Genomic DNA, 24094 nt, shown 5'->3' on the forward strand with positions numbered 1-24094 from the left:
ACCGAATACGGCTCACCAACCGGGTCGCCAGCAGCGAATGACCACCCAGCTCAAAGAAGTTGTCCTCCACACCGACCCTGGACACACCCAGAACCCCGGCGAACACAGTGCACAGAATCTCCTCCTGCACCGTCGACGCCCCCCGGCCGCTCTCGGCCGCCCGGTAGTCCGGAGCAGGCAGCGCCTTACGGTCCAACTTGCCGTTCACCGTCAGCGGCAGCGCATCCAGCACCACCAACGCGGACGGCACCATGTACTCCGGCAGCATCGCGCCGAGGAACGCGCGCAGGACAGCCGTATCCACACCACCAGCGTGACCGGCCGCCGGAACGAGATAACCGACCAGACGCTTGTCCCCGGGACGGTCCTCACGCACCACCACCGCAGACTGGGCCACATTCGGCAGGCCAGTCAGTACGGCCTCGACCTCACCCAGCTCGATCCGGAAACCCCGAACCTTCACCTGATCATCCGTACGCCCCAGATACTCCAACTGCCCATCGGCACCCCACCGGGCCAGGTCACCCGTGCGGTACATCCGCTCACCCACGGCAAACGGACTGGCCACAAACCGCAGCGCGGTCAACCCCGGCCGCTCGAAATAACCACGCGCCAACTGCACACCCGCCACATACAACTCACCCGCGACCCCGGGCGCCACCGGACACAACGCCGCATCCAGCACATAGACCCGGGTGTTCCACACCGGGCGCCCGATGGGGACACTGCTCCTGCTGGTGTCGCCGTCGCACGTCCATGCGGTGACCTCGACCGATGCCTCGGTGGGGCCGTAGAGATTGTGCAGCGGAACATCCAGGATGTTCCGGAACTGTCCGGCGACATCGCTGGGGAGCGCCTCGCCGCTGCAGAACACAGCGCGCAGATCGGTGCAGGCCGAGGCGGCCGGTTCGCGGAGGAAGACCTGTAGCAGGGAGGGGACGAAATGCGCGATCGTGACACGTTCGCGTTGGATCAACTCGGCCAGGTACCCGGGGTCGCGGTGGCCCGAGGGCTTGGCGACCACCAGCGTCGCCCCCTGGAGCAGCGGCCAGAAGAACTCCCGTACCGACACGTCGAAACCGAAGGGAGTTTTCTGCAACACCCGTTCCGAGGCGGTCAAGTTGTAGGTGCCCTGCAGCCAGGTAAGCCAGTTGACGACACCCGCATGCGGTACGGCCACACCCTTGGGCCGTCCGGTGGAGCCGGAGGTGTAGATGACGTACGCGGGGTGGGCGGGCAGCAGGGCGGTACTGCGCTCGGTGTCGGTGGGATCAGTGACCGAGAAGCCCTCAAGCACGGTGGCGGTCCGGGGATCGTCGACGGCCACGTACGGTGGGCGGCTGCCGCCGAGACGGAGGGCCAGGTCCGCGCTGGTGAGCACCAGAAGCGGCCGTGCGTCGGCAAGGACGTAAGCGATCCGCTCGGCAGGATAGTCAGGGTCCACGGGAACATACGCGCCACCGGCCTTGACCACCGCAAGGAGAGCGACCACCAGATCGACGGAACGGTGCATCATCACCGCGACCAACGACTCAGGACCCACACCACGATCGATCAGCAGCCGGGCAAGACGATTGACCCGGGCGTTGAGGTCGGCGTAGGTCACCTCGATACCGGCGAAGACCACCGCCGGCGCCTCGGGGGTACGAGCAGCCTGGGCCTGGAACAGCTCCGGCAGCGTCGCCGAGGGCACGGCGCGGACGGTGTCGTTCCATTCCTGGAGAACCAGACGCTGCTCGGAGCGGCTCATCAAGGTGATCCGGTGGACGCGTTCCTCAGCGGCGGAACGCGCCATCCAGGTCATCACGTCAAGGAATTTCGCAGCATGCCCATGCGCTGCTTCCGGGCTGTAAAGATCCGGGTTGGCATCAACAACCACGGATATGCTTCCGTCGGATGACCTGTCGTACACGGAAATCGACAGGTCATTGAAGTTTATGCCGCCGAGCCCGTGCGCACTGCTGGGCGCGTCACCAAATCTCAGATCGTAGTCAAAGGATACGATATTGACCAGCAGGGGGTAAAGTCCGCTGCGCCCCAAGAGCTTCAGGTCTCGGAGGATGTCCTCATAACGGTATCGCTGATGCCGCAGGGCGTCTCTTACGCCACGGGACACCTGCTTCACAAGGTCCCGCACTGTGACCTTCGGCTGCACGGTGAGACGCAGCGGAACTATATTCGCCGTCATTCCCGGGATGTCCCGCAGTGCGGTTGCTCTTCCCATGACGGGGACACCGAGAATGATGTCCTCCTGCCCCGTCGCCCGATGCAGATAGGCGGCGCTCGCGGCTATGGCCAGACCTGAGAGACTCGTTCCCAGCCGACGTGCTGATTTTCTTAGTTCCGCGGCGGCGTCGGGAGGAATATGGAGTGCATGACGTGTCAGTTCATGGCATGCGGCGGAAGGCTCCCGGCCGCTCAAGCTGACCGCTTGAGGGTGATCGGAAAGACGCTCCGCCCAGTACGCACGGTCCTGTTCGAACTCTGCGGACGACCGGTAATCGGCGTCGGCGTCCATCAGTGAGGAACTGGAGGGAATCGCACTGTACGCAGGAGCTTCGCCGGCCGAGAGGGACGTGTAGACCGCAGCGACTCGGGCCGCTATCACGGATCCCGCGAGTCCGTCCGCGACGATGTGGTGCATGCGGTGGTACCAGAGGAAGCGGTCTTCGTCCAACGCGAAGAGAGCCTGGGTGAAAAGGTCACCGCTCCGGAGATCCACGGGACGCAGCATGTCCGCCCGCATCCAACTCTCCGCGCTGGAACGGGGATCGCCCTCGCCGCTCACGTCGATCACGTGAAACAGCCAATCGCTCCGCAGGTCAAAATACTGCTGCGGGATTTCTCTTGCGGCCACCTCGAAACGTATGCCAAAACAGTCGACCTCTTCGGCGACTCTTCGCACGGCCGCTTCAAATAACTCCGCGTTCACCTTTCCGTGAATCTCGATGTATTCACCCATGTTGTAGATCGGATTATCCGGATCCATTTGCTGCGCATGCCATACGCCAAGCTGTCCGGCCATCAATTCGCGACGGCCACCTCTGGATCCAGACACTTCCACACCTCGGTCAACGCTCGCGCCCCACATCAAGGAGCAACCGATTAAGAATTGGCAGCAATGTTGATTAACCTTCTCAAGACGAGCAGGACACTGTCAACATCTTCGGCAAGGCAGGAGTTAAGAGGGCGTTTGATGTTTATTGCGAAGACCGTTTACCGTTCCGTCATATCCGTCGGCAGTACTGACAGGACGAAAGGCGTGGAATATCCACACTGATGGCAATTTTTACCGAGTAGCGTCCCACCGCGGCGAGACACTGTAGGTAGCCGCGGTGTCACGCAGCGGGCAGTGGCAGCCGCCGCACCGCGCCCACCGGGGTGAGCGGTGTACGCGGCAGGCTCGGGACGCCCTGCGGCGCCTCCACACTCCTGGTGAACCAGACGACCTTGCCGCGGTCCGTGGCGCAGGTGCCCCAGCTGTCACTCAGCGCGGCGACGTGGGCGAGTCCTCCGCCGCCGGCCGTGAGCAGGTGCGGCAACCGGGGCAGCCGAGGCCCCTCGTCCTCGACCGATACCGTCAAGTGACGGCCGGTCCACCGGAGTTCGATCACACAGCGGGCGCCGACGCCGACATGGCGGTGGACGTTGGTGACCAGTTCGCCCAGGCCCGCGCAGACGGGTCCGACGGCATGCGGTCCGAGCCCCCAGAACAGCAGGCGCGCGGAGACGATACGCCGCAGTGTCGGTACACGTTCGGCGGAGGCGGGCGATTCCACGACGTAGTGACACCCGAGGGGAACGGTCATGGTCGAAGGCTCCTCGTCACGCCTCATCACACTTCGCGCACTCGCACACTCGCACGCTTCGGGGCGCACCTGCTGCGCCGCGCACGGAGCGTGAGCGATCACCCTGAACGGGTTGTCACCAGCCTGCGCCCGTACGCGCCGCCCCGCAACACGAACGGACGAGAGGGCCGCGCGAGGGCTACGTACGGCTCTCCAGCCGCAGCTGTACCTCTTCCTCCTGGTCACCGTAGGCCGTACCGACCTCGCGCACGGTGAACGCCGAGGCCAGGCTTCCGCGCAGGCTGTCCACCGCCGCGTAGCCGCCCTGGAGGGTGGCCACGACCGGGGCCGTCAGCCGCACCGGACGTGCCGGACGCGCCCGTACGTCCGAGGCGTCGAACGTGGCGATCCAGACGGTCGGGCGGTCCCCCGCCCCCGGCACCTCCTTCGGTACGTCGTCGGCCGCGCGGTCGCAGCCGTATGCCGAGCGCAGCGCGCCGAACACCTCGCGCGCGTCCTCCTTCACCCCGCCGGTGAGCGCGACCACGACTTCCGCCACCGGCTGTCGCGTGCTGTTCACGTGGACCACTTCCTCTGCCGCTCTGTCCCCGCCCCCCACTCTCGACGATAGCGGGCCCCGCCGCCCACGGAGCGAGCATGTGTTGACTTCGGTGAAAGTCCCGTGCTCAATTGGCTTCATGCAGAAGCAGCTGCCGTTGGTCACCCGCGGGCACATCGACTTCGGTCGCGTGTGGTCCGCCTCTTGTTGCGCCTGACCCGGCAGCGGGCCCGCCCGACCGGCCGCCCCTTCCACACCTCCCCGTGACCCCGTAGCGCACGCTGCCGCCGTACCCCTGACGCGCCTCTCGCCGTCACGTTCGGCTCCGGCCGCGTACCGCGTCCACGTACCGCGTCACACGTACCTCGTACTCCGCCACTCCGCACTCCGTACCGCGTGCTGCCGTCGGCCGGCCATGTCCGTGTGCCCGCGTCCGTACGTTCCCCCGTCCTGTCCTGCCCGAAAGGTCCCTCATGCCTGTGGAGTTCCTCGGTATCGCCGCCACCAACGACGGGTCGGAGACCGGCCCGCGCTCCGGAGCCGCGTTCGACAAGGAATACACACTCAAGCTCGCCCGCGCCCATGAGGATCACGGCTGGGACCGGGTGCTCTTCGCGTACGGGTCCGGCTCGCCCGATCCTGCGCCGGCCGCCGCGTACATCGCCTCCCGGCTGGACAAGCTCCAGATCCTCCTCGCGCACCGGCCGAACGTCTCGTATCCGACGTTCGCCGCGAAGACGTTCGCGACGCTGGACCGGATCAGCGACGGCCGGCTCACGGTGCACTTCATCACCGGCGGCAACGACCACGAACAGGGGCGCGAGGGCGACACACTCACCAAGGACCAGCGGTACACCCGCACCCGCGAGTACATCGAGATCGTCAAGCGGATCTGGACCTCGCACGAGTCCTTCGACCACGAGGGCGAGCACTACAGGTTCCACGACTTCGTCAGCGATGTGTTCCCGGTCCAGCAGCCGCGGCCCGTTGTGTCGTTCGGCGGTTCGTCGGCCGCGGCGTACGCGGCGGGTGGCGCAGAGGCGGACGTCTACGCGCTGTGGGGCGAGCCGCTGGAGCGGACGGCGGAGCAGATCGAGTCGGTACGGGCGGCGGCCCGCGCGGCGGGGCGGGCGACCCCGCCCCGTATCCAGGTGGCGTTCCGGCCGATCATCGCGCCGACGGAGGAGCTGGCCTGGGAGAAGGCGTACCGGACGGTCGACGCGATCAAGGCGCGCAAGGCGCGGGGCGATGCCACGGTCGTGCGCCACCACCGCCGCGGCGAGCCCGAGAACGCGGGGTCGCGGCGGCTGATCTCGATCGCCCAGGACGGTGAACGGTACGACCGGGCGCTCTGGACCCCGACGGCCGCGGCGACGGGCGGCGCGGGCAACTCCAACGCCCTGGTCGGTACGCCGGAGACGGTCGCCCGGGCGCTGCTCGACTACTACGACCTCGGTGTGGACATCATCTCCGCCCGCGGCTACGACCTGCTCGGCGACGCCATCGACTTCGGCCGGCATGTCATCCCGCTGGTACGGGAGGGCGTGGCCCGGCGCGATGCCGAGGGCGCCCGCCGGGGTCCGGAGACCCTCGACCCTGAGATCCTCGGCCCGCGCGCCGCCGGGGCCGGCCGATGACCTCCGTGGCCCGGCCGGACGGGGCGACCTGGCTGCGGACCCGGGTGGCCGATCCGCTGGTGCGCCCGATGCTGCGGGAGCTGGGCGACGAGTACGCGGCCCGGTACGGCAAGGACGCGCACGGCGAGCTGGAGCGGTATCCGGCCTCGGAGTTCGACCCGCCGCACGGGGTGCTGCTGCTGTTGCTGGAGCACGGTGAGGCGGTCGCCGGGGGCGCGTTCCGCCGCTACGACGCGACCACGGCCGAGCTCAAGCGCATCTGGACGCACTCCGCCCACCGGCGGCGCGGGCTCGCGCGGCGCGTGGTCGGGGAGCTGGAGCGGATCGCGGCCGTACAGGGGTACCGCAGGGTCTGGCTGACCACCGGGCCGCGCCAGCCGGAGGCCCGTGGGCTGTATCTGGCGGCCGGGTACACACCGCTGTTCGACACGGGCGCCGATCCGGAGACGATCGGCCCGCTGCCGTTCGAGAAGGCGCTCACGGACCGCCGCCGCGGGGTCCCGGCCGTGGAGATGTCCCGCGTCAGCCCGCCCGAACACACGTGACCCGCAGGAGCCCTTGAATGGACACCACGACCGACGCCGGCTCGACAACCGGCGCCCGACCGACGGCCGGCGCCACCACCACAGCCGTCCCCTCTCCCGCCTCCGCGCCGTCGCCCCGTCCCGACGAGGTGCGCGACGGCGAGGATCTCGCCGCGCTGAGGGTCGTTCCCGCGCGCCACTACTGGCGCTGGGCCGCGGGCGCCGCCGCGCTGGTCGTCGTCGCCCAGTTCAGCCACGGTCTGCTCACCAATCCGGGGTGGGAGTGGGACATCTTCTTCCGCTATCTCACGGCCGACACCGTACTGAAGGCCGTGTGGGTGACCCTTCAACTCACCTTCTACGGAACGGCGATCGGCTTCGCCCTCGGGATCGCCCTCGCCTTCATGCGGCTGTCGCGCAGTGTGATCCTCCAGACGATCGCCTGGACGTACATCTGGGCCTTCCGGTCGATCCCGCTCATCGTGCAACTGCTGTTCTGGTTCAACCTGGCTTATCTCTACAAGGAGTTGGGGGTCGGCGTTCCCTTCGGTCCGGTGCTGTGGAGCTTCGACACGATGAATCTGGTCGGTGCCCTCTCGGCCGCCGTCATCGGACTCGCACTGCACCAGGCCGCCTACGCCGCGGAGATCGTGCGCGGCGGGATCATCTCCGTCGACAGCGGGCAGCTGGAGGCCGCCGCCGCGCTCGGCATCCCCCGGCTGCGGCAACTGCGCCGCGTTCTGCTGCCGCAGGCGATGCGCGGCATCCTGCCCAACGCGGCCAACGAGGTGATCTCCCTCTTCAAGGGCACCTCGATCGTCTCCGTCATGGCCATCGGCGAGCTGTTCTACCAGGTGCAGGTGATCTACGGCCGCAACGGCCGGGTCGTACCGCTGCTGATGGTCGCCACGGCCTGGTACATCCTGCTGACCACCCTGCTGTCCATCGCCCAGTACTACGTGGAGCGGCACTTCGCGCGCGGCTCCGAGCGCACTCCCCCGCCCACCCCGTTCCAGCGCGCGAGGGCGTTCGGCGACAGGATGCGGGCTGCCGCCGCCACCGGAGGGTTCCAGAAATGAGCACCGACAGCCGCCGTCCGATGGTCGAAGTACGCGGCGTCCACAAGAACTTCGGCGCACTCGAAGTGCTGCGCGGAGTCGACCTCCAGGTCCGTGCCGGTGAGGTGACGGTCGTGCTCGGCCCGTCCGGTTCGGGCAAGTCGACGCTGCTGCGCAGCATCAACCACCTCGAAAAGCTCAACCGCGGGTACGTGAGCATCGACGGGGAGCTGATCGGCTACCGCCGCGCCGGCTCCACGCTCCACGAGCTCAAGGAGCGGGAGGTGCTCAAACAGCGGCTCCACATCGGATTCGTCTTCCAGAACTTCAACCTCTTCCCGCACCTGACCGTCGTCGAGAACATCATCGAGGCCCCCGTCTCGGCGCTGCGCCGCCCCCGTAAGGAGGCCGTCGAGCAGGCGGGGGCGCTGCTGGAGCGGGTGGGGCTCGCCGACAAGGCGGACGCCTATCCGCGTCAGCTCTCCGGTGGCCAGCAGCAGCGTGTGGCCATCGCCCGCGCGCTCGCGCTGGAGCCGAAGGTGCTGCTCTTCGACGAGCCGACCTCGGCGCTCGACCCGGAGCTGGTCGGTGAGGTCCTGGACGTCATCAAGGACCTGGCCGTCAGCGGGACCACCATGATCGTCGTCACCCATGAGATCGGCTTCGCCCGTGAGGTCGCCGACACTGTCGTCTTCATGGACGAGGGCGTGATCGTCGAACAGGGCCCGCCGGGGCAGGTGCTCGACCGGCCGCGTCACGAACGTACGAAGGCGTTTCTCTCGAAGGTTCTCTGACCGGGCGTCCGCTCATCGAGGTCCGCCGGACCACCATCGCCCTCTCCCTGTTTCCGCTTCCGTTTCCGTTTCCGCTTCATCCGCCATCCCGTCAAGGAGTCACCGTGCCGCCGCGCCGTTCCCTCGTCCGTACCGCCGCCGCCCTGCTGGGCCTCGCCACCGCGTTCTCGCTCACCGCCTGCGGCAACTCCGCCGACGACACCACCGGCACGGTCGCGGCCAAGGGCGCCGGCGGTAGCGGGTCGAAGATCAACCTGGGCCCGGACCAGAACCGGGTGACCACCCCCAAGGTGGATTCCATCGCCGCCCTCGTACCGGAGGCGATCCGCAAGCGGGGCACCCTGGAGATCGTCGGGACGACCGGCACCGCGCCCCCGCTGGGTTTCTACGCCACCGACGACAAGACCGTGATCGGCGTGGAGCCGGACATCGCCTCGCTCATCGCGAATGTGCTCGGGCTCAAACCGCACTACAACACGGTCGACTGGGCCAATATCTTCGTCGGGCTCGACAGCGGCAAGTACGACGCGGGGCTGAGCAACATCACGGTCACCGAGGAGCGCAAGGAGAAGTACGACTTCGCCACGTACCGCCTGGACAACCTCGCCTTCGAGGCCAAGAAGGGCGCCGGCTGGAAGGTGAGCAAGCCGGCGGATGTGGCCGGCAGAACCATCGGGGTCGGCTCCGGCACCAACCAGGAGAAGCTGCTGGTCACCTGGAGCGAGCAGAACGTGAAGAAGGGGCTCAAGCCCACCGACATCAAGTACTACCAGAACGCGACCGACTACTATCTCGCCCTCGGCTCCGGGCGGCTCGACGCCTATCTCGGCCCCAACCCGACGGCCGCGTACCACGTCGCGTCCGTCGGACAGACCGAGATCATCGGTACGTACTCGGGCGGCGGCGCCGATGTCCAGGGCGAGATCGCGGCCACCACGAAGAAGGACAACGGGCTGATCAAGTCCATTCAGGAAGCGCTCAACACCGTAATCAAGAACGGCACGTACCAGAAGGTGCTGGATCGCTGGGGGCTGGCGAACGAGGCCGTGTCCTCCTCCGAGCTGAACCCGAAGGGGCTGCCGAAGACGAACCAGTAGCCGCGCGCCCGGCTGTGCCGGTGCTGCCGCCGAACGGGTGGTCGACGCCCGCGCCCGTGTGTCGCCGGGCGCGGGTGGGGCCCGTGGGCCGGTCCGCCGAAGAGACTCACGGATGTGACGGATACCCGAGGAGCCCCGGACGGTCAGAACGGTCAGAGCGGCCAGGATTCCGCCGACTCGGCGGCCGGGCCCGTCTCGGTGCCGAAGCTCGACGCCGAGCAGTCGATGCTGCTGAGGATGGTGGGGCGGGAGTGGGGACGGGTCTCCGTCGGCCCGGAGGCGTGGCGCGAGGCGCTGCCGGTCGATCCGGACCTCGGCAGCTATCCCGAACCCGCGCAGATCGTACCGGCCCGCTTCGGCCGGTTCGTCCGGGTCGCCCCGCTCGGTGGGCAGCCGTCCGGTACGGAGGCGGGCGGGCCGGAGGCGCTCGCGGGCGACGCGGCGCCGGCCGCCGGGTTCGGGGCGCGCGTACGGCGGGCGGTGCTGGGGGCGCCGCTGCGGAGCACGGCGATCGCGCGCGAGCGGATGCGCAAGCTGGTGGCGCTGCCGGTGCTCTCGGCGGACGCGCTGTCGTCGGTGGCGTACGGTCCCGAGGCGATGCTCGCGGTCCTGGTCCTCGCCGGTACGGCGGGGCTGGCCTACTCGGTGCCGGTGGCCCTGGCGATCGCCTTCCTGATGCTGGCCGTGGGGTTGTCGTACCGCCAGACGATCCGTGCGTACCCGCACGGGGGTGGTTCGTACATCGTCGCCACCGACAATCTGGGGCGGACGCCGGGGCTGGTGGCCGCCGCCGGGCTGATGACGGACTACGTACTGACCGTCGCGGTCTCGGTCTCGTCCGGGGTGGCGGCGGTGACCTCGGCGCTCCCCGGGCTGAACGACGAGGCCGTACTGATCGGGGTACTGGTCATCGCGCTGCTGCTGGCGGGGAATCTGCGCGGGGTCCGGCAGGCGGGCGCGGTGTTCGCCGCGCCGACGTACGCCTTCATCATCGCCATCGCGGCGCTGGTCGGCTTCGGGCTGTACCACGCGGCGGGCCGCGGTTTCGCGTCCGTACCGACGCCGCCGCTGCACGCGGCGGAGGGGGTCGGCCTGCTCCTGGTGATGCGGGCGTTCGCGTCGGGCTCGACGGCGATGACCGGGATCGAGGCGATCTCCAACGCCGTACCCGCGTTCAAACCCGTCCCCTGGCGCAACGCGCGCACGACGCTGTCCTGGATGATCGGGCTGCTCGTCGCGCTGTTCGCGGGGACGGTCGCCATGGTCCATCTGGAGGGTGTGATCCCCAACTCCCAGGAGACCGTGCTGTCCCAACTGGCCCACCGGAGCTTCGGTTCCGGCGGGATGTACGTCTTCACCCAGGCGGCGACGGCTCTGGTGCTCCTGCTCGCGGCGAACACCGCGTACAACGACTTCCCGCGGGTGCTGTTCCTGCTGGCGCGGGACAACTACGCGCCGCGGATCTTCACCCGGCTGGGCGACCGGCTGGCGTTCAGCAACGGAATCATCGTGCTCTCGGTGGCGGCGGCGATCGTCTACGTCGCGTTCGAGGGCAGGACGGCGTCACTGATCCCGCTGTACGCCGTCGGGGTGTTCCTCGCGTTCACCCTCTCCCAGACCGGCATGGTGGTGCACTGGTGGCGGCGGCGCGACCGGCACTGGCGCAAGAGCCTGTGTTTCAATGCCACGGGCGCACTGCTCTCGGCGCTCGTCTTCGTGACGGCGGGCATCACCAAGTTCACCGAGGGCGCGTGGGTCGCGATCCTGGCCGTCGCCGGGTTCCTGCTGGTGACGACGCGGATCCGGCGCCACTACGACCGGGTGACCGCGGCGCTTCGACTGCGTCCGCAGATGATCGAGATCCCCGGCGGTACGCTCACGCCGCCGCCCGACCCCTGCTCACCGGCGCGCGGCGGCACGGCGGGTCCGAGGGATTCGGAGAACGCGGACGACTCCGAGGAAGAGGACACGCCCGAGGAGATCCGCCATCTCTCGGTCGTGCCGATCGACGCGCTGCACCAGGCGAGCGTGCGGGCGCTGGCCTACGCGGCCTCGCTCCAGCAGCCCGTCCTCGCCCTCCATGTCAGCCCGAGCGACGAGGACGCGGAGCGCTTCCGCGAGGCGTGGATGCTGTGGGGCGACCATCTGCCGCTGCGGATCGTCGTCTCTCCGTACCGCGCGATCGTGGCACCGCTGATCAGTTATATCGAGACGCTGCACCATCAGCGGCCGGATCTGACCATCACTGTCATCATCCCGGAGATCGTCGTACGGCACTGGTGGCATCGGATTCTCCACAGCCCGCTGGCGGGACGGCTGCGGCGGGCACTGCGGCATCTGCCGAAGATCGTGGTGACGACCGTTCCGTTCCATGTACAGGACAGCGCGTTGAGGTCCGGACGCCCGTCCTGAATGGCCGGTTTGTCACACAATGATTAGAGTCACTTCTGGCATTGCCCAGTCGGGGCGATGGCATCTCTACGAGGAGAGCTCACTGATGCTTTCTCAGACCATCAGGCCGGGAGAAATCACTCTGGACACCGCGGCGTTGGGAACGGCGATGGCCGAACCCGAAGCCCCGATCAGCGACGCTCCGGTCTACGCGCCGGAAGCGGGCGGCATTCTGCTTCTGCTGGCCCTTCTCTCGCCGAAGGAGCCCAAGGACAGGTGACGGAAGACCAGTCGCGGACCGCCGCGTACCAAGCATCGGCGGCCGGCCTGGCACGACGTGCTCTCGGAGCCCTTTCGGGCTCCGGGGGCACCGCCATGGTCGCCGAGCACGTGGAGAGCGCCGCGGATCCCGGCGCCGCGCTGGCCGCCGTCCGGATTCTGGGCGCCGATGCCCTGGCCCCGGCGCTGCTGACCGGGGCAGTACTGCATACCGGTGACGCGGCGGCCGTCGCCCTCTCCTTCAGCGCGCTGCCGCCCGCGGCCGAGGCGGTGCCCGCACCGCCCGGCGGACCCGAGGCGGCCTGGCTGATGGCCTGGCGCGACTGGGCCACCGTCAGTCTGCTGGCCGTACTCACCGGTCGCCACGCCGACGGCGTACACGCGCCGCGACCGGAGCCGGATGGTTCGGGCGGTGCGGACTGTGCGGGCGGTGCGGGCGGTGCGGAGTGGGCCGCGTGGTCGGTCAGGATGGGGCAGTTGTGCACCCTGGCCCTGCCGGGGCTGGACGGTCCGGTGCACGACGCGGCCCGAGGCGCGCCGCTGAGGCTGGCCCGCGGGGCCGCCCGCGCCGTACTGCGCCGGGACTACGCCACCGCCGCGCGGATCACGCGCTGGCTGGCGTGGCTGCGCGCGGACGGGGTGGAACTGCCGCTGGATCCGGGGCCGTTGGTAGAGCACATCGCTCTGATGGCGGGCGGCGACCGGCCGGCGCTGGATATGGCGATCGCCCGGCGTCTGCTTGCCGCTTGACCCTGTTCGCACGGCAGCCGCCGCTGCCTCTGCCTCTGTTGTCTCTACCACCTCTGCTATCTCCGCTGTCGCTGCTGCATCCGTCGCCTCGCTGACCCCGCCGCTCTCGTGCGGGCCTTCCTCCCCCGTACGCGCCACCCGATCGGACCAAGACCCGATGGCCATGTCCGTCACGCAGAACGCCCACCGCGTCAGCAGCCTGGCACTGGCCTGGCTCCACACACACCGGGAGCACGGCGCGCTGCCGCCCGACACCACGGCGGAGCTGGCCGAGCCCGACACCGTCTACAAGCCGCTCGGCGAGACCGGCCTCGCCGCCTCGCTCGTGATGCGCGAGGCGGTGGCCGGTACCGGGGAACTGCGGCTGGCGCGCGAGCTGCTGGACTTCAGCTGGAAGCAGCTCGGCGGCGGCTCCATGCTCCACGAACGGCTGCTGCGCTATCCGATGATGAGCGACCCGCTGGAGACATACGCCCATTTCGCGCGCTGCGGTTACCGCAACGAGGAACTGGACGCGCTGCTGGCACACACGACGTCGCTGCGCTCGACGCGCGCGGCGGAGGTTCTGCCCAACCGGCGGCTGGCCGTCGCCAACGCCGCCCGGATCAGTGGTTTCGACCTCGGCGAGGGGTTCGACGCCACCGACTGGGCCGGGCTGACCCGGGCCACCTGGCTGGGCGCGCTGCCCGAACCGTGGCTGATCGACTGGCTGACCGCGTACAGCATGACCCACACCGTCTTCCACATCACGGACTGGGGACGGCTGCCCGGCGCGCTGCCCACCGACATCTGCCGCTACCTCACCCGGTGGCTTCCCGTCTGGATCGACATCTGGACCGAGATCGGCGAATGGGACCTGGTGGCGGAGCTGCTCATCGTCGATCACTGTCTGCCCGAGCCTCTGAGCGCCCCCGCGGACTGGGAGCGACTGGCCGCGATCCAGCACGAGGACGGGCTGATGCCCCGCGACGGCGAGCCCGTCACCGGGGACGATCACGAACGGTTCGTCACCCACCACCACACCACCGTGGTCGCCGCCGTCGCCGGAACGCTCGCCGTCTCCCGTACGCTCGGCGCCCGCGCGTGACGGCGGGCACGGCCGGGGCCGCCGGAGCGGCGGCGGGTGCGGACACCGGCGCGGACAGCGGCGGGGTGTACGAGATGAAGTCCGCGGACCACCCGCCACCGCCCGACTGGGCGCGCCGTCCGGCTGCCGCGATTGCCGCGGCGGCGCGCGGAGCCTCGGGGGTGGCGGTCGCGCTGCGCCAGGGCGAGCGCTGGGCCATCGTGACGCACGGCAGTACGGGGTACGGCGGATCGGCGGTCGGCGGATCGGCGTACGGCGGGGGCGGCCCGGTCACGGCCGACACCCGGTTCGAGGTCGGCTCGGTCACCAAGTGCTTCACCGCGCTGCTGCTCGCCGAACAGGTGGCCCGGGGGGAGATGGCTTACGGCGATCCGCTCTCCCGGTTCCTGCCGTACGGCGTGCTCCCCCGGACGCCAGGTGGGGCCATCACCCCGCTCCATCTGGCCACCCACACCTCGGGGCTGCCCCGGCTGCCACCCGGTTTCCTGGCCGCCGCGGCGCCCCGGTGGTTCAGCAACCCGTACGCCGGGTTCACCACCGCCGATGTGCTGAGCTCCCTCGCCGGAACGCGTACGCGCACCCGGCCCGGCGACCGGGTGCGGTACTCCAACTTCGGGGTCGGGCTCCTCGGCCATCTGCTGACCGTGGCCGCCGACGGCAGGCCGGAGCAGCGGGAAGAGTGGAGTGAACGGGGAGAACAAGGAGAGCCGGGTGAGCGGAAGGAGCGGGGATGCGGGGGCCGGCGGTACGGCGAGCTCCTCACGGCCCGGGTGCTGGAGCCGCTCGGGCTGTGCCACACCGGCTGCGCGCCGAACGGACCGCAGGCCACCGGCCACTGGCACGGCCGGCCGCGGCCGGCCTGGCGGATTCCCGGGCTGGCCGGGGCGGGCGCCGTGCGGTCCACGGCGCGCGACCTGCTGGCGCTGCTCGACGCCCTGCTGGACCCCGCCGCCGCGCGGGGGCCGGATGAGCTGCGGGCGGCGCTGGCCGATGTGGTCCGTCCCCGGCTCGCCCTGCGCGGCGGCGCGAAGCGGCTGGCGCTCGTCTGGAACATCCGCGTCCGGCCGGACGGCGATGTCTACCACCACTCCGGCGGTACGCGCGGCTTCACGTCGTTCACCGGGTTCAGCCCGGCCCACCGTACGGCCGTGGTGGCGCTGGCGAACACGGGGCCGGCGGCCGACGGGGCCTTTGTCCAGAGCGCTTACTCGGCCCTGCTCGCGCTCTCGCGCCCCTGACTGGACTGAGGGTTTTCCCTGCCATTGATCAGGGATCTTCCGGATAGTCAGCGGCGGGCGTTCCGGGGATCGTTGATGTCATGAAACGACACTCATTCACTGTCATCTCGCTGCTTGTCGGCATGCTGCCGTTCCTCTTCCGGAGGCTGGAGGCCGCCCTGAGCCGGCCTCCACGGTGCCTGCCGTGGCGCCTGCCCCGGGGCCTTTTATCCGGGGGTGGGCAGATCCGGGCCGATGGTGAGGGTGACGGTGTCCGGGGCCGCGGCGGCGGAGAGTTCAGGGGTGAGCCCCGGCAGTCTGGCGGCCAGGGTCCGCGCCTGGGCGGCGAGGCCCTCGGGGTGGGTGAGGGTGGTCGCCGCGACCGGGGCGGGGGCGTTGGCGACGGCGGTGACGGAGAAGCCCAGGGCGCGCAGCCGGTCGGCGATCTCGCGGGCCCGGCCGGCCACACCGGTGCCGTTGAGGACGGCGACCCGGACGGTGTCCGGCGCCGGGGGCAGCCGGCCGGCCGCCTCGCGCAGCCGGTCCGCGGTGATCTCCCGGTCGAGGGTGAGCGCGGTGAACAGCCGCTCGGCGGCGGGCGGGTTCCAGACGACGTTGGCCGTGTCGCCGGGGACGTCACGCCGCCGGGGGTAGTTGGGCACGGTGAGGAAGGTGATCCGGTCGGCGTCCATGCCCCGGATGCCGGCGGCCAGGTCGTAGAGGCGGCGCAGGTCGGCCAGGGCGGGATCGGTCGTCAGCGACGCGGTGGCCGAGTCGAGGAAGCCGTACAGCGCCCGGGGGTGGTGGAGCCGGTCCCTGGCCTTGGCCGCCAGAGCCCGCAGGAACTCCTGCTGGCGGCCGATCCGGCCGAGGTCCGTGCCGTCCCCGAGGCTGTAGCGGGCCCGTACGTAGCCGAGGGCCTGCGCGTCGCGTACGGTCTGGCAGCCCGCCCCGAGATCCAGCCGGGCCTTCGCGTCGTGGATCGGCCGCTCGGGACAGATCTCCACCCCGCCGAGGGCGTTGACCATGCCGGTGAAGCCGCGGAAGTCCGCGATCATGAAGTGATCGACCCGGACCCGGGTGTTCTGTTCGACGGTCTTGATCGCGCAGGCCGCGGCCCTGGCGGCGTCTCCGCCCGAGCCGCCGATGGCGAACGCCTCATTGATCTTGAAGCTGTGCGGGGCGGAGAGAGTGCCGTCGCCCTGGCGGCACGCGGGGATGTGTACCCAGGAGTCGCGCGGGAGCGATACGACGGTGGCCCACTTCCCGCTGCCGCCGACATGGAGCAGCATCAGTGTGTCGGACTGCATGGAGGTCAGCTCCGCGCCGTAGTCGTCGCCCAGTCCCGTGCGGCTGTCCGACCCGATGATCAGGATGTTCCGGCCGCCCCGGGTGGCACCGGGCCGGTTGTCGCCGAGCGCGCCGTCCACGGCGGCGCCATGGATGTTGCCGCTGAGCCGGGTGTAGAGCCAGCCGCCCGTGGTGGCCGTGCCCAGCACCAGGAGGGCGGCGGCCAGGGCGATACAGCGGCCGATCCGGCGGAGCGGATGCACTGCTCTCACGGGGTGGGACTCCTTGCCTCGGACTTCCACCCGGTGAACAGCGGGCGCGGCCGACAGGTCACGGGCCCGTCGGGCTCCACCGGACGGGCCCGTCCGGTGGCCCCGGTCCCGCACGTGCCGTCTAGTGGGGCGTACGTGGCACGGCCGGCCGGAAGAGCACCCCGCGGGAGCAGCGATGTCCTCAGTCATCCCCGACGCGTTCGCCCGTACGGGCGGGACCCGTCGCGTTCTGCGGGCGGTGGCGCGCCTGGTGGCCGCCGCCGCGCTCGCCTGGGACGCGTATCTGCACGCGCACCTCGCGGATCAGTACGACACGGTCTCGGGGAGCATCAGCCAGGGGGACCTCTTCCGTATCGAGGCGGGTCTCGCCTCGCTCGCCGCGCTGCTGGTGCTGGCCTGGCGGCGGGTGCCCGGCGATCTCTTCGCCTGGCTCGTCGCCGCCGGTGGCCTCGCGTTGCTGCTGGTCTACCGGTACGTCGACGTCGGCACCCTGGGTCCGGTGCCGAACATGTACGAGCCCGTCTGGTACACGGAGAAGCGGCTCTCCGTCGTGGCGCAGGCGATCGCCGTTCTGGCCACCATCTTCCTGCTGCTCACCCCCTCCACCCGACGGCGTGGGCGCGGCGCGCACGCGGCGCGGGGCAGACGTCTGCGCCTGCCCCGCTGACCCTGTGCCGCAGTGCGCTCCGTCCTTGGTCAGGCCGTGAAATGGTGTCTGCCCGGGCCCACGGCGAAGACGGCGCAGCCGTCCTCCTTCCGCAGGAACGTGGCGCCGCCGGCGCCGGGCTTCCTGGTACCGGCGGTCGGTATCCACACCTCGGCGGTGGTGTTGGCCGGGAGGGAGACGGTGAGCTCGAACCCGCCGGCGCCTGTCCGCCACTTGGTGGTGATCGGTCCGTAGACCGAGTCGAAGCGGCCTTCCGCCCGGGTCAGTCCGCCGCCGGGCCTGGGCCTGACGGTGATCTCGCGGAAGCCGGGGGCGCGCGGTGCGATGCCGGCGATGTTCGCGTACATCCACTCACCGACCGAGCCGTACGCGTAGTGGTTGAAGGAGTTCATGCCGGCGTCCTGGAAGCCGCCGCTGGGGGTGATGGAGTCCCAGCGCTCCCACATCGTCGTGGCGCCCCGGTCGATCTGGTAGCCCCAGCTGGGGAAGGTGCGCTGGAGCAGCAGCCGGTACGCGACGTCCTGGTGGCCGGTGGCGGTGAGTACGGGCAGCAGTCGCGGGGTGCCGAGGAAGCCCGTCGAGAGGTGCCAGTCCTTCGCCTCGATCAGCTGGACGAGCCGGTCCGCGGCGGGGGCCCGGTCTGCGGGTGCCAGCAGATCCATGGAGAGGGCCAGCACGTAGGCGGTCTGGGTGTCGCCCTTCACCCGGCCGCCCGCGGTGACGTACGCGGTACGGAAGGCGGTCCTGACCCGGTCGAACAGGGCGCGGTAGGGCGCGGGGTCCTTGCCGAGCGCCTCGGCGGTCCGGGCGACGAGGTCGGCGCTGTGGGCGTAGTAGGCGGTGCCGATGACGTCCTTGGGGGTCTCGTCCTGGATGTTGAGCCAGTCCCCGTAACCCTGGTCCGGGCGCAGGTAGGCGTTGCTGTTCCGCTCCAGGTAGTCGAGCCACTTGAGCATCGAGGCCCAGGACTGTTCCAGTACCCGGGTGTCTCCGTACGCCTGGTAGAGCGCCCAGGGGACGGTGACCCCCGCGTCCCCCCAGCCCGCTACGCCCCTGCCGACCGTGCCAACGAACGGCGCGACGTCGGTGAAGCCGCCGTCGGACGCCTGGTCGTCGCGCAGGTCCCAGAGCCACTTGGTGAGGAAGCGGGCCGACTCCATGGTGTAGGCGGCGGTGGGGGCGAAGACGTTGATGTCCCCGGTCCAGCCGAGGCGTTCGTCACGGGCGGGGGTGTCGGTGGGCACGGAGAGGAAGTTGCCCCGCTGGCCCCAGGTGATGTTGCTGTGCAGCTGATTGAGCAGGGGGCTGTCCGTCTTGAAGTCCATGGTGAGCGGCGCCGAGGTGTGGATGACACGGCCCACGACCGCGTCGCGCGACGGCCGGCCCGGGTAGCCGGTCACCTCGACGTAGCGGAAGCCGTGGAAGGTGAAGCGCGGCTCGTAGGTCTCCTTGCCGCCGCCCTTGAGGGTGTAGGTGTCGGTGGCGCGGGCGGTACGGAGGTTGGTGGTGTAGAGCGTGCCGTCGGGGTTGAGTACTTCGGCGTGGCGCAGCCGTACGGTGGTGCCGGCGGCGCCGGTGACCTTGAGCCGGACCGTACCGACCATGTTCTGGCCCAGGTCGAAGACGAAGACGCCGGGCTTCGGTTCGGTGACGGTACGGGCCGGGAGGTCGGTCTCGACCCGCGAGGGGCCGTCAACGGCCGCGACGAGGGCGGCGGTTGTCGCGGGGACCGGTTCGGCGGCGGCCCAGTCCGAGGCGTCGAATCCGGCGCGGGTCCAGCCCGGGGTCTCCAGCCGGGCGTCGTAGTCCTCGCCCATCAGCAGGTCGGCGCTGGTGACGGGGCCGATGATGCTGCGCCAGCCGGCGTCGGAGACGACGCGTTCGGTGCTGCCGTCGGTGTAGGTGATCTCCAACTGGGCCATGAGTGCGGGACGTTCACCGTACTGGTGGGGGCCGAACATGCCGACGCTGCCGGCGTACCAGCCGGCGGCGAGGGTGATGCCGAGGGCGTTGGCGCCGGTGCCGAGCAGGCCGGTGACATCGTAGGTCTGGTACTGGACCCGCTTGTGGTAGTCGGTCCAGCCGGGGGCGAGCCGGTCCTCGCTGACGCGCTGTCCGTTGACGTACGCCTCGTACACGCCGAGGGCCGTGGCGTAGAGGCGGGCGCGCGCGACGGACTTGCGCGGGAGCCGGAACTCCTGGCGCAGCTGGGCGGCGGGCGAGTAAGGGACGGTCACCCTGCCCCAGGGGCCTCCGCCCCAGCGGGCGAGGACCTTGGCGGCGGACCACGAGGTGTCGTCGTGGGCGAGGGAGCGCCAGTCGCCGGCGGGTTCCCGCTGGACCGTCCGCCAGGTGTCGCCTGTGGTGAAGGTGCGGACACCGTCGGCCGTGGTCAGCTCCAGCAGGCCGAGCAGTCCGGCCGGACCCACGGAGGCGTTGGTGGCGGAGACGGCGATGACGTTGGAGCCGGTGCGGAGGTGGGCGGTGACGTCCAGGAGGGCGGGGCGGCGCCAGTTGTCGGCGGGGCCGTCGGCCTCGGTGTGCGCGACCTGGACGCCGTTCACGTAGGCGGTGTAGCCGTCGTCCGCCGTCATGACCAGCCGGGCCCGGGTGACGCCCGCCGGGACATCGGTGCGACCGCGGAACCAGCGGGTCTCCGCCGGGGCGCTGCTCGCCGGGTCGCCCTCGGGGAACCAGATCCACGAGGCACCGTCGAGCGCGGGGGGCCCGGTGAGCGCGACGGGGGCGGCGATCCAGCGTGCGGACCAGTCGGAGGCGTCGGTGAGAGCGGTCTCCCACCAGGACGGCGCGCTCCACGCGGAGACCGAGCCGTCGGTGCCCCAGACGCGCACGGACCAGTGGTAGCGGGTCCGGGAGGCGAGCGCGGGGCCCGCGTACGGGACCAGGACGGAGTCCGGCGACCGGACCTTCCCGCTGTCCCAGACGTCGGGCCGGGTGAGCCGGGCCGGGGAGGTGGCCACCCGTACCTGGTACGCCTGCTGGGCCTGGCCGGGGCGGGCGGACACGACGGGCCAGCTGAGTCTGGGGCGTGGCGTGTCGAGGCCGAGCGGGTGCCGTACGTACTCGACGGTCGGCGCGGTGACATGGACGGCGGAGGCCGGGGCCGCCACTGGGGACGAGTGGCCCGTTCCCGCGTCGGCGGTGCCGGCCAGTGCGGGGACGGCGGACCCGGCGACCATGGCCGATCCCATGGCGGTGGCGGTGGTGCCGAGCAGTCGTCTTCTGCTGATCACAATGCGGCTCCGATACGACTCGACAGTGAATCGTTTCACTGCGGTGAAAGTAGGGAGGCGCGTGAGGTGTGTCAAGGGTGTGGGGCGGTTGTGGTGCGGTCGCGAGATTTCCAGGTACGGACCATTGACGCGATGCTCGATAGGGGCTTAACGTCCCTGAACGCAGGGGGCGTTGAAACCTTTCATGCCGGAGATGGCGTACGGTCGGGGACCGTGTGGTCAGGTGTGGAGGGGCGCGCCGTCGCCCAGCCAGCCGAGAAGATCGTCCGTCACCGGCCTGCTGACCCCGCAGCCGGCGATGTCCCGCTCCCCCGCGCCGAGATCGAGGAGGTGGACGGTTCCGCGGTCCTCGCCGTGGCGCCGGACGAACAGTCCGCTTCCGCCGCTGTCGTCACCGATGAGCAGCCAGTCCGGCGCGTAATCGGCCACGCCGTAGGTCTCGTTGCGTTCCAGGAGGTCATGAGGGCCGTAGACGTGGACGCCGTTGGGCAGCAGGACGCCCGGGGTGGAGCGCCAGAGCCGGGCCAGTCCGGGAACGGGGCCGAGGCCCAGTCCGTTGCTCAGCGCGACCTCTCCGGTCAGGAAGCCGGCGAAGGAGTCGGCCGCCTGCTCCTCGGCGCCGCTGAAGTGGTCCCGGCGGATCACCGGGTGTTCCCCGTCGGTGCGCCGTCCCAGGTCGAAGTGGTAACTGTCGCCGCCGTCCGGCTCCGTGAAGAAGCAGAGCAGACCCGCGTCGAGCCGCCACCCGGCGGTGATGTCCTCCTCGGCGCCGGCCGCCCCGGGCGGCACGACGGTCGCCGGCGCCGCGCCGCTCAGCGTGCCGCCGCCGTACGCGCCGAGCCACCAGCGGTACGAGACGGACAGGGGCCCGACGGCGGACTCGGCCGCCGCGATCCGATCGGCTGCCACTCCTCCGCCGGGCCGGGTGGCGATCACCGGCGAAGCCTCGATCAGCTCACGGAGAAGTACCAGGTCGGGTCGCATGCGGCCGAGCCTGTCACACGCTCACACCACCAGCCAGAGCAGGCCGGTCAGTGCGAATCCGCTCACGCCCATCGCCGTGGTCAGCACGGTCCAGGTGCGCAGACCGTCCTTGACGTCCAGCCCGGCCAGCTTGGTGAACATCCAGTACCCGGCGTCGTTGATGTGCGACACGGCCAGCGCGCCCGCGCCCATCGCCAGACAGACCAGGGCCAGTTGCTGCGCCGACAGATCGGTGCGGTGCAGCAGCGGGGTGATCAGCCCGGCCGTCGCCACCAGGGCGACGGTGGCCGAGCCCTGTACGGCGCGCAGCAGCAGGGTCATCACGAACGCCAGCGCCAGCAGCGGGAGTCCAGTACGGTCCAGGATGTCCGCGACGGCGTCGCCGATGCCGGTCTTGACCAGGACCTTGCCGAAGACTCCGCCCGCGCCGGCCACCAGGATCACCATGGCGACGCCCGGCAGCGCCGAGCCCATCACGGTGGAGATCTGGCCTCGCGTCCAGCCGCGCCGGACCCCGAGGAAGTAGGCGGCGAGCCCCGCCGCGATGAGCAGGGCGACCATGGGGGCGCCCAGCACGGTCAGTACGGCGCGGAGCACGGAGCCCTCGGCGAGGGTGTTCGTTCCGATGGTGCCGAGCAGGATGAGCGCGATCGGGGTGACGATCAGGCTCACCACCATGGCGAAGGACGGCGGGTTAGCGGTGGTGGCCGCGGGCAGCCCGTCCGGCCCCTCCTCGGCGTGCTCGGCGCCGGACTCGGCAGAGCCCGCGCCGCCGTCCTGGCCGCCGTAGACCTTCTCGCGCACATCGGCCGCCAGGCTGTACTCACGGCGCGTCATGCGCCGGGCGAGCAGGTAGCCGAGGAGGATCACGACCGCCGTCAGCGGGATGCCGAACAGCAGCACCCAGCCCTGGTCGGCGCCGATGGTGGAGGCGGCGGCGACCGCTCCCGGGTGCGGCGGCAGGAAGGCGTGCACCGTGAGCATGGCGGCGCTCATCGGCAGTGCGTAGACGAGCAGCGGCTTGCGGGAGGCTCGGGCGACGCCGTACGCGATCGGCATCAGGATGATCAGCCCGACCTCGAAGAAGACCGGGATGCCGAGCAGGAATCCGGCGACGGTGAGCGCGAGCGGGGTGCGTTTCTCGCCGAAGCGCGCGATGAGCGAGTGCGCCAGCGAGGCGGCGCCGCCGGAGAGTTCGACGATCCGGCCGATCATCGCCCCGAGCGCGATGATGGTGGCGATATGGCCGAGGGTCGAGCCCATCCCCTCCTCGATGGTCGCCACGAGGTCCGCGGCGGGCACCCCGGCCGCGAGGGCGACCCCGATGCTGACGACCATGAGCGCGACAAAGGGCTGGACCTTCACCTTGATGATGAGCAGGAGCAGCAGGGCGACGCCTGCCGCCGCTATCAGCAGCAGGGAGTTGTGGCTCATCGGTCGCCCTCGCTCACCGGTGAGAGCACGGTGACGATGGACGAGTCGTCGCGGCCGGCCAGCCCGGCGCGCTCGCCCAGCAGATACAGCTGCTCGGCGGCGGAGGCCAGCGGCACCGGGACGTGCGCGTTCTTCGCGATGCCGGTGACGATGCCCATGTCCTTGACGAAGATGTCGAGCCGGGAGCGGACTTCGACGGCGTCCGCGTCGTCCCCGTACGCCTGTGCCATGCGCGGGCCGCGGTCGGCGAACATGAACGATCCGGCGGCCCCCTGGCTGAGGCTGTCGATCACCGTCCGCGGGTCGAGGCCGACGCCGCGTGCGAGGGCGACGGCCTCGGCGGCGGCGGCGATGTGGATGCCGGCGAGCAGCTGGTTGATGGCCTTGAGCGCCTGTCCGTCGCCGGGGTTGCCGCCGATGACGGTGAGTGTGGACGCGAGCCGGTCCAGCACGGGCCTGGCCAGGTCGAGGGCGGCGGGTTCCGCGCCGACGACGATCAGCAGATCGCCGTTGCCGGCGCGGGTCGGGCCGCCGCTGATGGGGGCGTCCACCAGCAGGGCGCCGTACTCGGCGAGCGCGGTGGCCGTGGCGCGGGCCGCGTCGGGACCGACCGTGCTGGTGAGCACGACGACGGCGCCGGCGCGCAGCGCGGGCGCGACCCCGTCCGGGCCGAACAGCGCGCTGTCGACCTGGGCCTGGTCCCGCACGGCGAGCAGTACGACGTCGGCGTCGCGCGCCGCGTCGGCGGGGGTGGTGGCCTCCGCGGCGCCGTCGGCCGCGGCGAGCGCGCGCCGCTCGGCGGAGATGTCGAAGACGGTCACGGGCAGCGCGCCCGCGAGATGGCGGGCCATCGGGAGGCCCATCGCGCCGAGGCCGATCACGGCGGTGCGCGGCGGCACGGCGGTGGGCGTGGCGGCGGTCGGAGTGGAGGTGGCGGAGCCGGGGGTGGTCGAGGACATGCGGGATCCTTGGCGGTCTGGGAGGTGCGGGAGGCGGGGGAGGTTCAGCGGGT

General features: G+C 70.6%; 19 protein-coding genes. 11 read left to right on the forward strand and 8 right to left on the reverse strand.

Translation table 11 applies throughout. From position 1 onward, the window contains the following. The 3 genes from AB0389_RS23280 to AB0389_RS23290 form a co-directional block, all read right to left on the reverse strand. Nucleotides 1-3025 (reverse strand): amino acid adenylation domain-containing protein (locus AB0389_RS23280; RefSeq protein WP_366397384.1); only part of this gene is annotated, 3025 nt, incomplete at its 3' end. 313 nt (nucleotides 3026-3338) lie between these two features. Then, nucleotides 3339-3809, reverse strand: coding sequence for an ATP-binding protein (locus AB0389_RS23285; protein WP_366397385.1), 471 nt, complete (start codon nucleotides 3807-3809; stop codon nucleotides 3339-3341). A 178-nt stretch (nucleotides 3810-3987) separates the two neighbouring features. Next, a complete protein-coding gene (locus tag AB0389_RS23290) occupies nucleotides 3988-4368 on the reverse strand; it encodes a hypothetical protein (protein WP_366397386.1) in 381 nt (126 codons plus the stop codon). A 452-nt stretch (nucleotides 4369-4820) separates the two neighbouring features. On the opposite strand from AB0389_RS23290, the gene AB0389_RS23295 reads away from it, so the two are divergent. From AB0389_RS23295 to AB0389_RS23340, 10 genes are all read left to right on the forward strand, one after another. Continuing rightward, a complete protein-coding gene (locus AB0389_RS23295; protein ID WP_366397387.1) occupies nucleotides 4821-5984 on the forward strand; it encodes an LLM class flavin-dependent oxidoreductase in 1164 nt (387 codons plus the stop codon). Then, nucleotides 5981-6529, forward strand: coding sequence for a GNAT family N-acetyltransferase (locus AB0389_RS23300; protein ID WP_366397388.1), 549 nt, complete (start codon nucleotides 5981-5983; stop codon nucleotides 6527-6529). Before AB0389_RS23295 ends, AB0389_RS23300 begins: the two co-directional genes overlap by 4 nt. Nucleotides 6530-6546: 17 nt before the next feature. Further along, on the forward strand, nucleotides 6547-7587 hold the full coding sequence (locus AB0389_RS23305) for an amino acid ABC transporter permease (RefSeq protein WP_366397389.1): 1041 nt from the start codon (nucleotides 6547-6549) through the stop codon (nucleotides 7585-7587). Further along, on the forward strand, nucleotides 7584-8360 hold the full coding sequence (locus AB0389_RS23310; RefSeq protein ID WP_366397390.1) for an amino acid ABC transporter ATP-binding protein: 777 nt from the start codon (nucleotides 7584-7586) through the stop codon (nucleotides 8358-8360). Before AB0389_RS23305 ends, AB0389_RS23310 begins: the two co-directional genes overlap by 4 nt. A 104-nt stretch (nucleotides 8361-8464) precedes the next feature. Then, entirely contained in the window at nucleotides 8465-9457 is a 993-nt protein-coding gene (locus AB0389_RS23315; protein ID WP_366397391.1) for an ABC transporter substrate-binding protein, read from the forward strand. A gap of 225 nt (nucleotides 9458-9682) precedes the next feature. Continuing rightward, nucleotides 9683-11869 carry an APC family permease gene (locus AB0389_RS23320; RefSeq protein WP_366397501.1) on the forward strand — a complete coding sequence of 729 codons (2187 nt, stop codon included), beginning with the start codon at nucleotides 9683-9685 and terminating at the stop codon, nucleotides 11867-11869. A gap of 85 nt (nucleotides 11870-11954) precedes the next feature. After that, nucleotides 11955-12128: a hypothetical protein gene (locus AB0389_RS23325; protein ID WP_366397392.1), complete on the forward strand. Its 174-nt coding sequence runs from the start codon at nucleotides 11955-11957 to the stop codon at nucleotides 12126-12128. Next, nucleotides 12125-12877 carry a hypothetical protein gene (locus AB0389_RS23330; protein ID WP_366397393.1) on the forward strand — a complete coding sequence of 251 codons (753 nt, stop codon included), beginning with the start codon at nucleotides 12125-12127 and terminating at the stop codon, nucleotides 12875-12877. The genes AB0389_RS23325 and AB0389_RS23330 overlap by 4 nt, the downstream gene beginning before the upstream one ends. A 157-nt stretch (nucleotides 12878-13034) precedes the next feature. Then, the gene (locus AB0389_RS23335) at nucleotides 13035-13964 is read left to right on the forward strand and encodes a hypothetical protein (RefSeq protein ID WP_366397394.1); all 930 of its coding nucleotides are present in this window, start codon (nucleotides 13035-13037) and stop codon (nucleotides 13962-13964) included. Then, on the forward strand, nucleotides 13961-15202 hold the full coding sequence (locus AB0389_RS23340; RefSeq protein ID WP_366397395.1) for a serine hydrolase domain-containing protein: 1242 nt from the start codon (nucleotides 13961-13963) through the stop codon (nucleotides 15200-15202). The genes AB0389_RS23335 and AB0389_RS23340 overlap by 4 nt, the downstream gene beginning before the upstream one ends. Before the next feature lie 206 nt (nucleotides 15203-15408). Here AB0389_RS23340 and AB0389_RS23345 read toward each other — a convergent pair whose 3' ends face one another. After that, a complete protein-coding gene (locus tag AB0389_RS23345) occupies nucleotides 15409-16743 on the reverse strand; it encodes an LCP family protein (RefSeq protein WP_366397396.1) in 1335 nt (444 codons plus the stop codon). A 175-nt stretch (nucleotides 16744-16918) separates the two neighbouring features. On the opposite strand from AB0389_RS23345, the gene AB0389_RS23350 reads away from it, so the two are divergent. Next, entirely contained in the window at nucleotides 16919-17410 is a 492-nt protein-coding gene (locus AB0389_RS23350) for a hypothetical protein (protein ID WP_366397397.1), read from the forward strand. Between the two features lie 29 nt (nucleotides 17411-17439). On the opposite strand, the gene AB0389_RS23355 is transcribed toward AB0389_RS23350, so the two are convergent. The 4 genes from AB0389_RS23355 to AB0389_RS23370 all read right to left on the reverse strand — a co-directional run bounded on the left by AB0389_RS23355 (nucleotide 17440) and on the right by AB0389_RS23370 (nucleotide 24041). Then, complete coding sequence (locus AB0389_RS23355) at nucleotides 17440-20664, reverse strand: alpha-L-rhamnosidase (RefSeq protein ID WP_366397502.1); 3225 nt, start codon at nucleotides 20662-20664, stop codon at nucleotides 17440-17442. 219 nt (nucleotides 20665-20883) lie between these two features. Further along, nucleotides 20884-21648, reverse strand: a complete 765-nt coding sequence (locus AB0389_RS23360) for an SMI1/KNR4 family protein (protein WP_366397398.1) — start codon at nucleotides 21646-21648, stop codon at nucleotides 20884-20886. 21 nt (nucleotides 21649-21669) lie between these two features. Further along, nucleotides 21670-23082 carry a GntP family transporter gene (locus AB0389_RS23365; RefSeq protein ID WP_366397399.1) on the reverse strand — a complete coding sequence of 471 codons (1413 nt, stop codon included), beginning with the start codon at nucleotides 23080-23082 and terminating at the stop codon, nucleotides 21670-21672. After that, nucleotides 23079-24041 (reverse strand): NAD(P)-dependent oxidoreductase, encoded by a 963-nt coding sequence (locus AB0389_RS23370; RefSeq protein WP_366397400.1) that lies wholly within the window; start codon nucleotides 24039-24041, stop codon nucleotides 23079-23081. Before AB0389_RS23370 ends, AB0389_RS23365 begins: the two co-directional genes overlap by 4 nt. Between the last annotated feature and the right edge of the window lie 53 nt (nucleotides 24042-24094).

It is taken from the genome of Streptomyces sp. NPDC093109 (genome assembly GCF_040701725.1).
In the GTDB taxonomy this organism is placed as follows: Bacteria; Actinomycetota; Actinomycetes; order Streptomycetales; family Streptomycetaceae; genus Streptomyces.

Excerpts from the sequence above, each read along its gene's own strand:
- AB0389_RS23305 (WP_366397389.1), top strand. The coding sequence starts at position 6,547 with ATGGACACCACGACCGACGCCGGCTCGACAACCGGCGCCCGACCGACG.
- AB0389_RS23335 (WP_366397394.1), top strand. The coding sequence starts at position 13,035 with ATGGCCATGTCCGTCACGCAGAACGCCCACCGCGTCAGCAGCCTGGCA.
- AB0389_RS23325 (WP_366397392.1), top strand. The coding sequence starts at position 11,955 with ATGCTTTCTCAGACCATCAGGCCGGGAGAAATCACTCTGGACACCGCG.
- AB0389_RS23285 (WP_366397385.1), bottom strand. The coding sequence starts at position 3,809 with ATGACCGTTCCCCTCGGGTGTCACTACGTCGTGGAATCGCCCGCCTCC.
- AB0389_RS23365 (WP_366397399.1), bottom strand. The coding sequence starts at position 23,082 with ATGAGCCACAACTCCCTGCTGCTGATAGCGGCGGCAGGCGTCGCCCTG.
- AB0389_RS23320 (WP_366397501.1), top strand. The coding sequence starts at position 9,683 with ATGCTGCTGAGGATGGTGGGGCGGGAGTGGGGACGGGTCTCCGTCGGC.
- AB0389_RS23295 (WP_366397387.1), top strand. The coding sequence starts at position 4,821 with ATGCCTGTGGAGTTCCTCGGTATCGCCGCCACCAACGACGGGTCGGAG.
- AB0389_RS23350 (WP_366397397.1), top strand. The coding sequence starts at position 16,919 with ATGTCCTCAGTCATCCCCGACGCGTTCGCCCGTACGGGCGGGACCCGT.
- AB0389_RS23370 (WP_366397400.1), bottom strand. The coding sequence starts at position 24,041 with ATGTCCTCGACCACCCCCGGCTCCGCCACCTCCACTCCGACCGCCGCC.
- AB0389_RS23300 (WP_366397388.1), top strand. The coding sequence starts at position 5,981 with ATGACCTCCGTGGCCCGGCCGGACGGGGCGACCTGGCTGCGGACCCGG.
- AB0389_RS23310 (WP_366397390.1), top strand. The coding sequence starts at position 7,584 with ATGAGCACCGACAGCCGCCGTCCGATGGTCGAAGTACGCGGCGTCCAC.
- AB0389_RS23360 (WP_366397398.1), bottom strand. The coding sequence starts at position 21,648 with ATGCGACCCGACCTGGTACTTCTCCGTGAGCTGATCGAGGCTTCGCCG.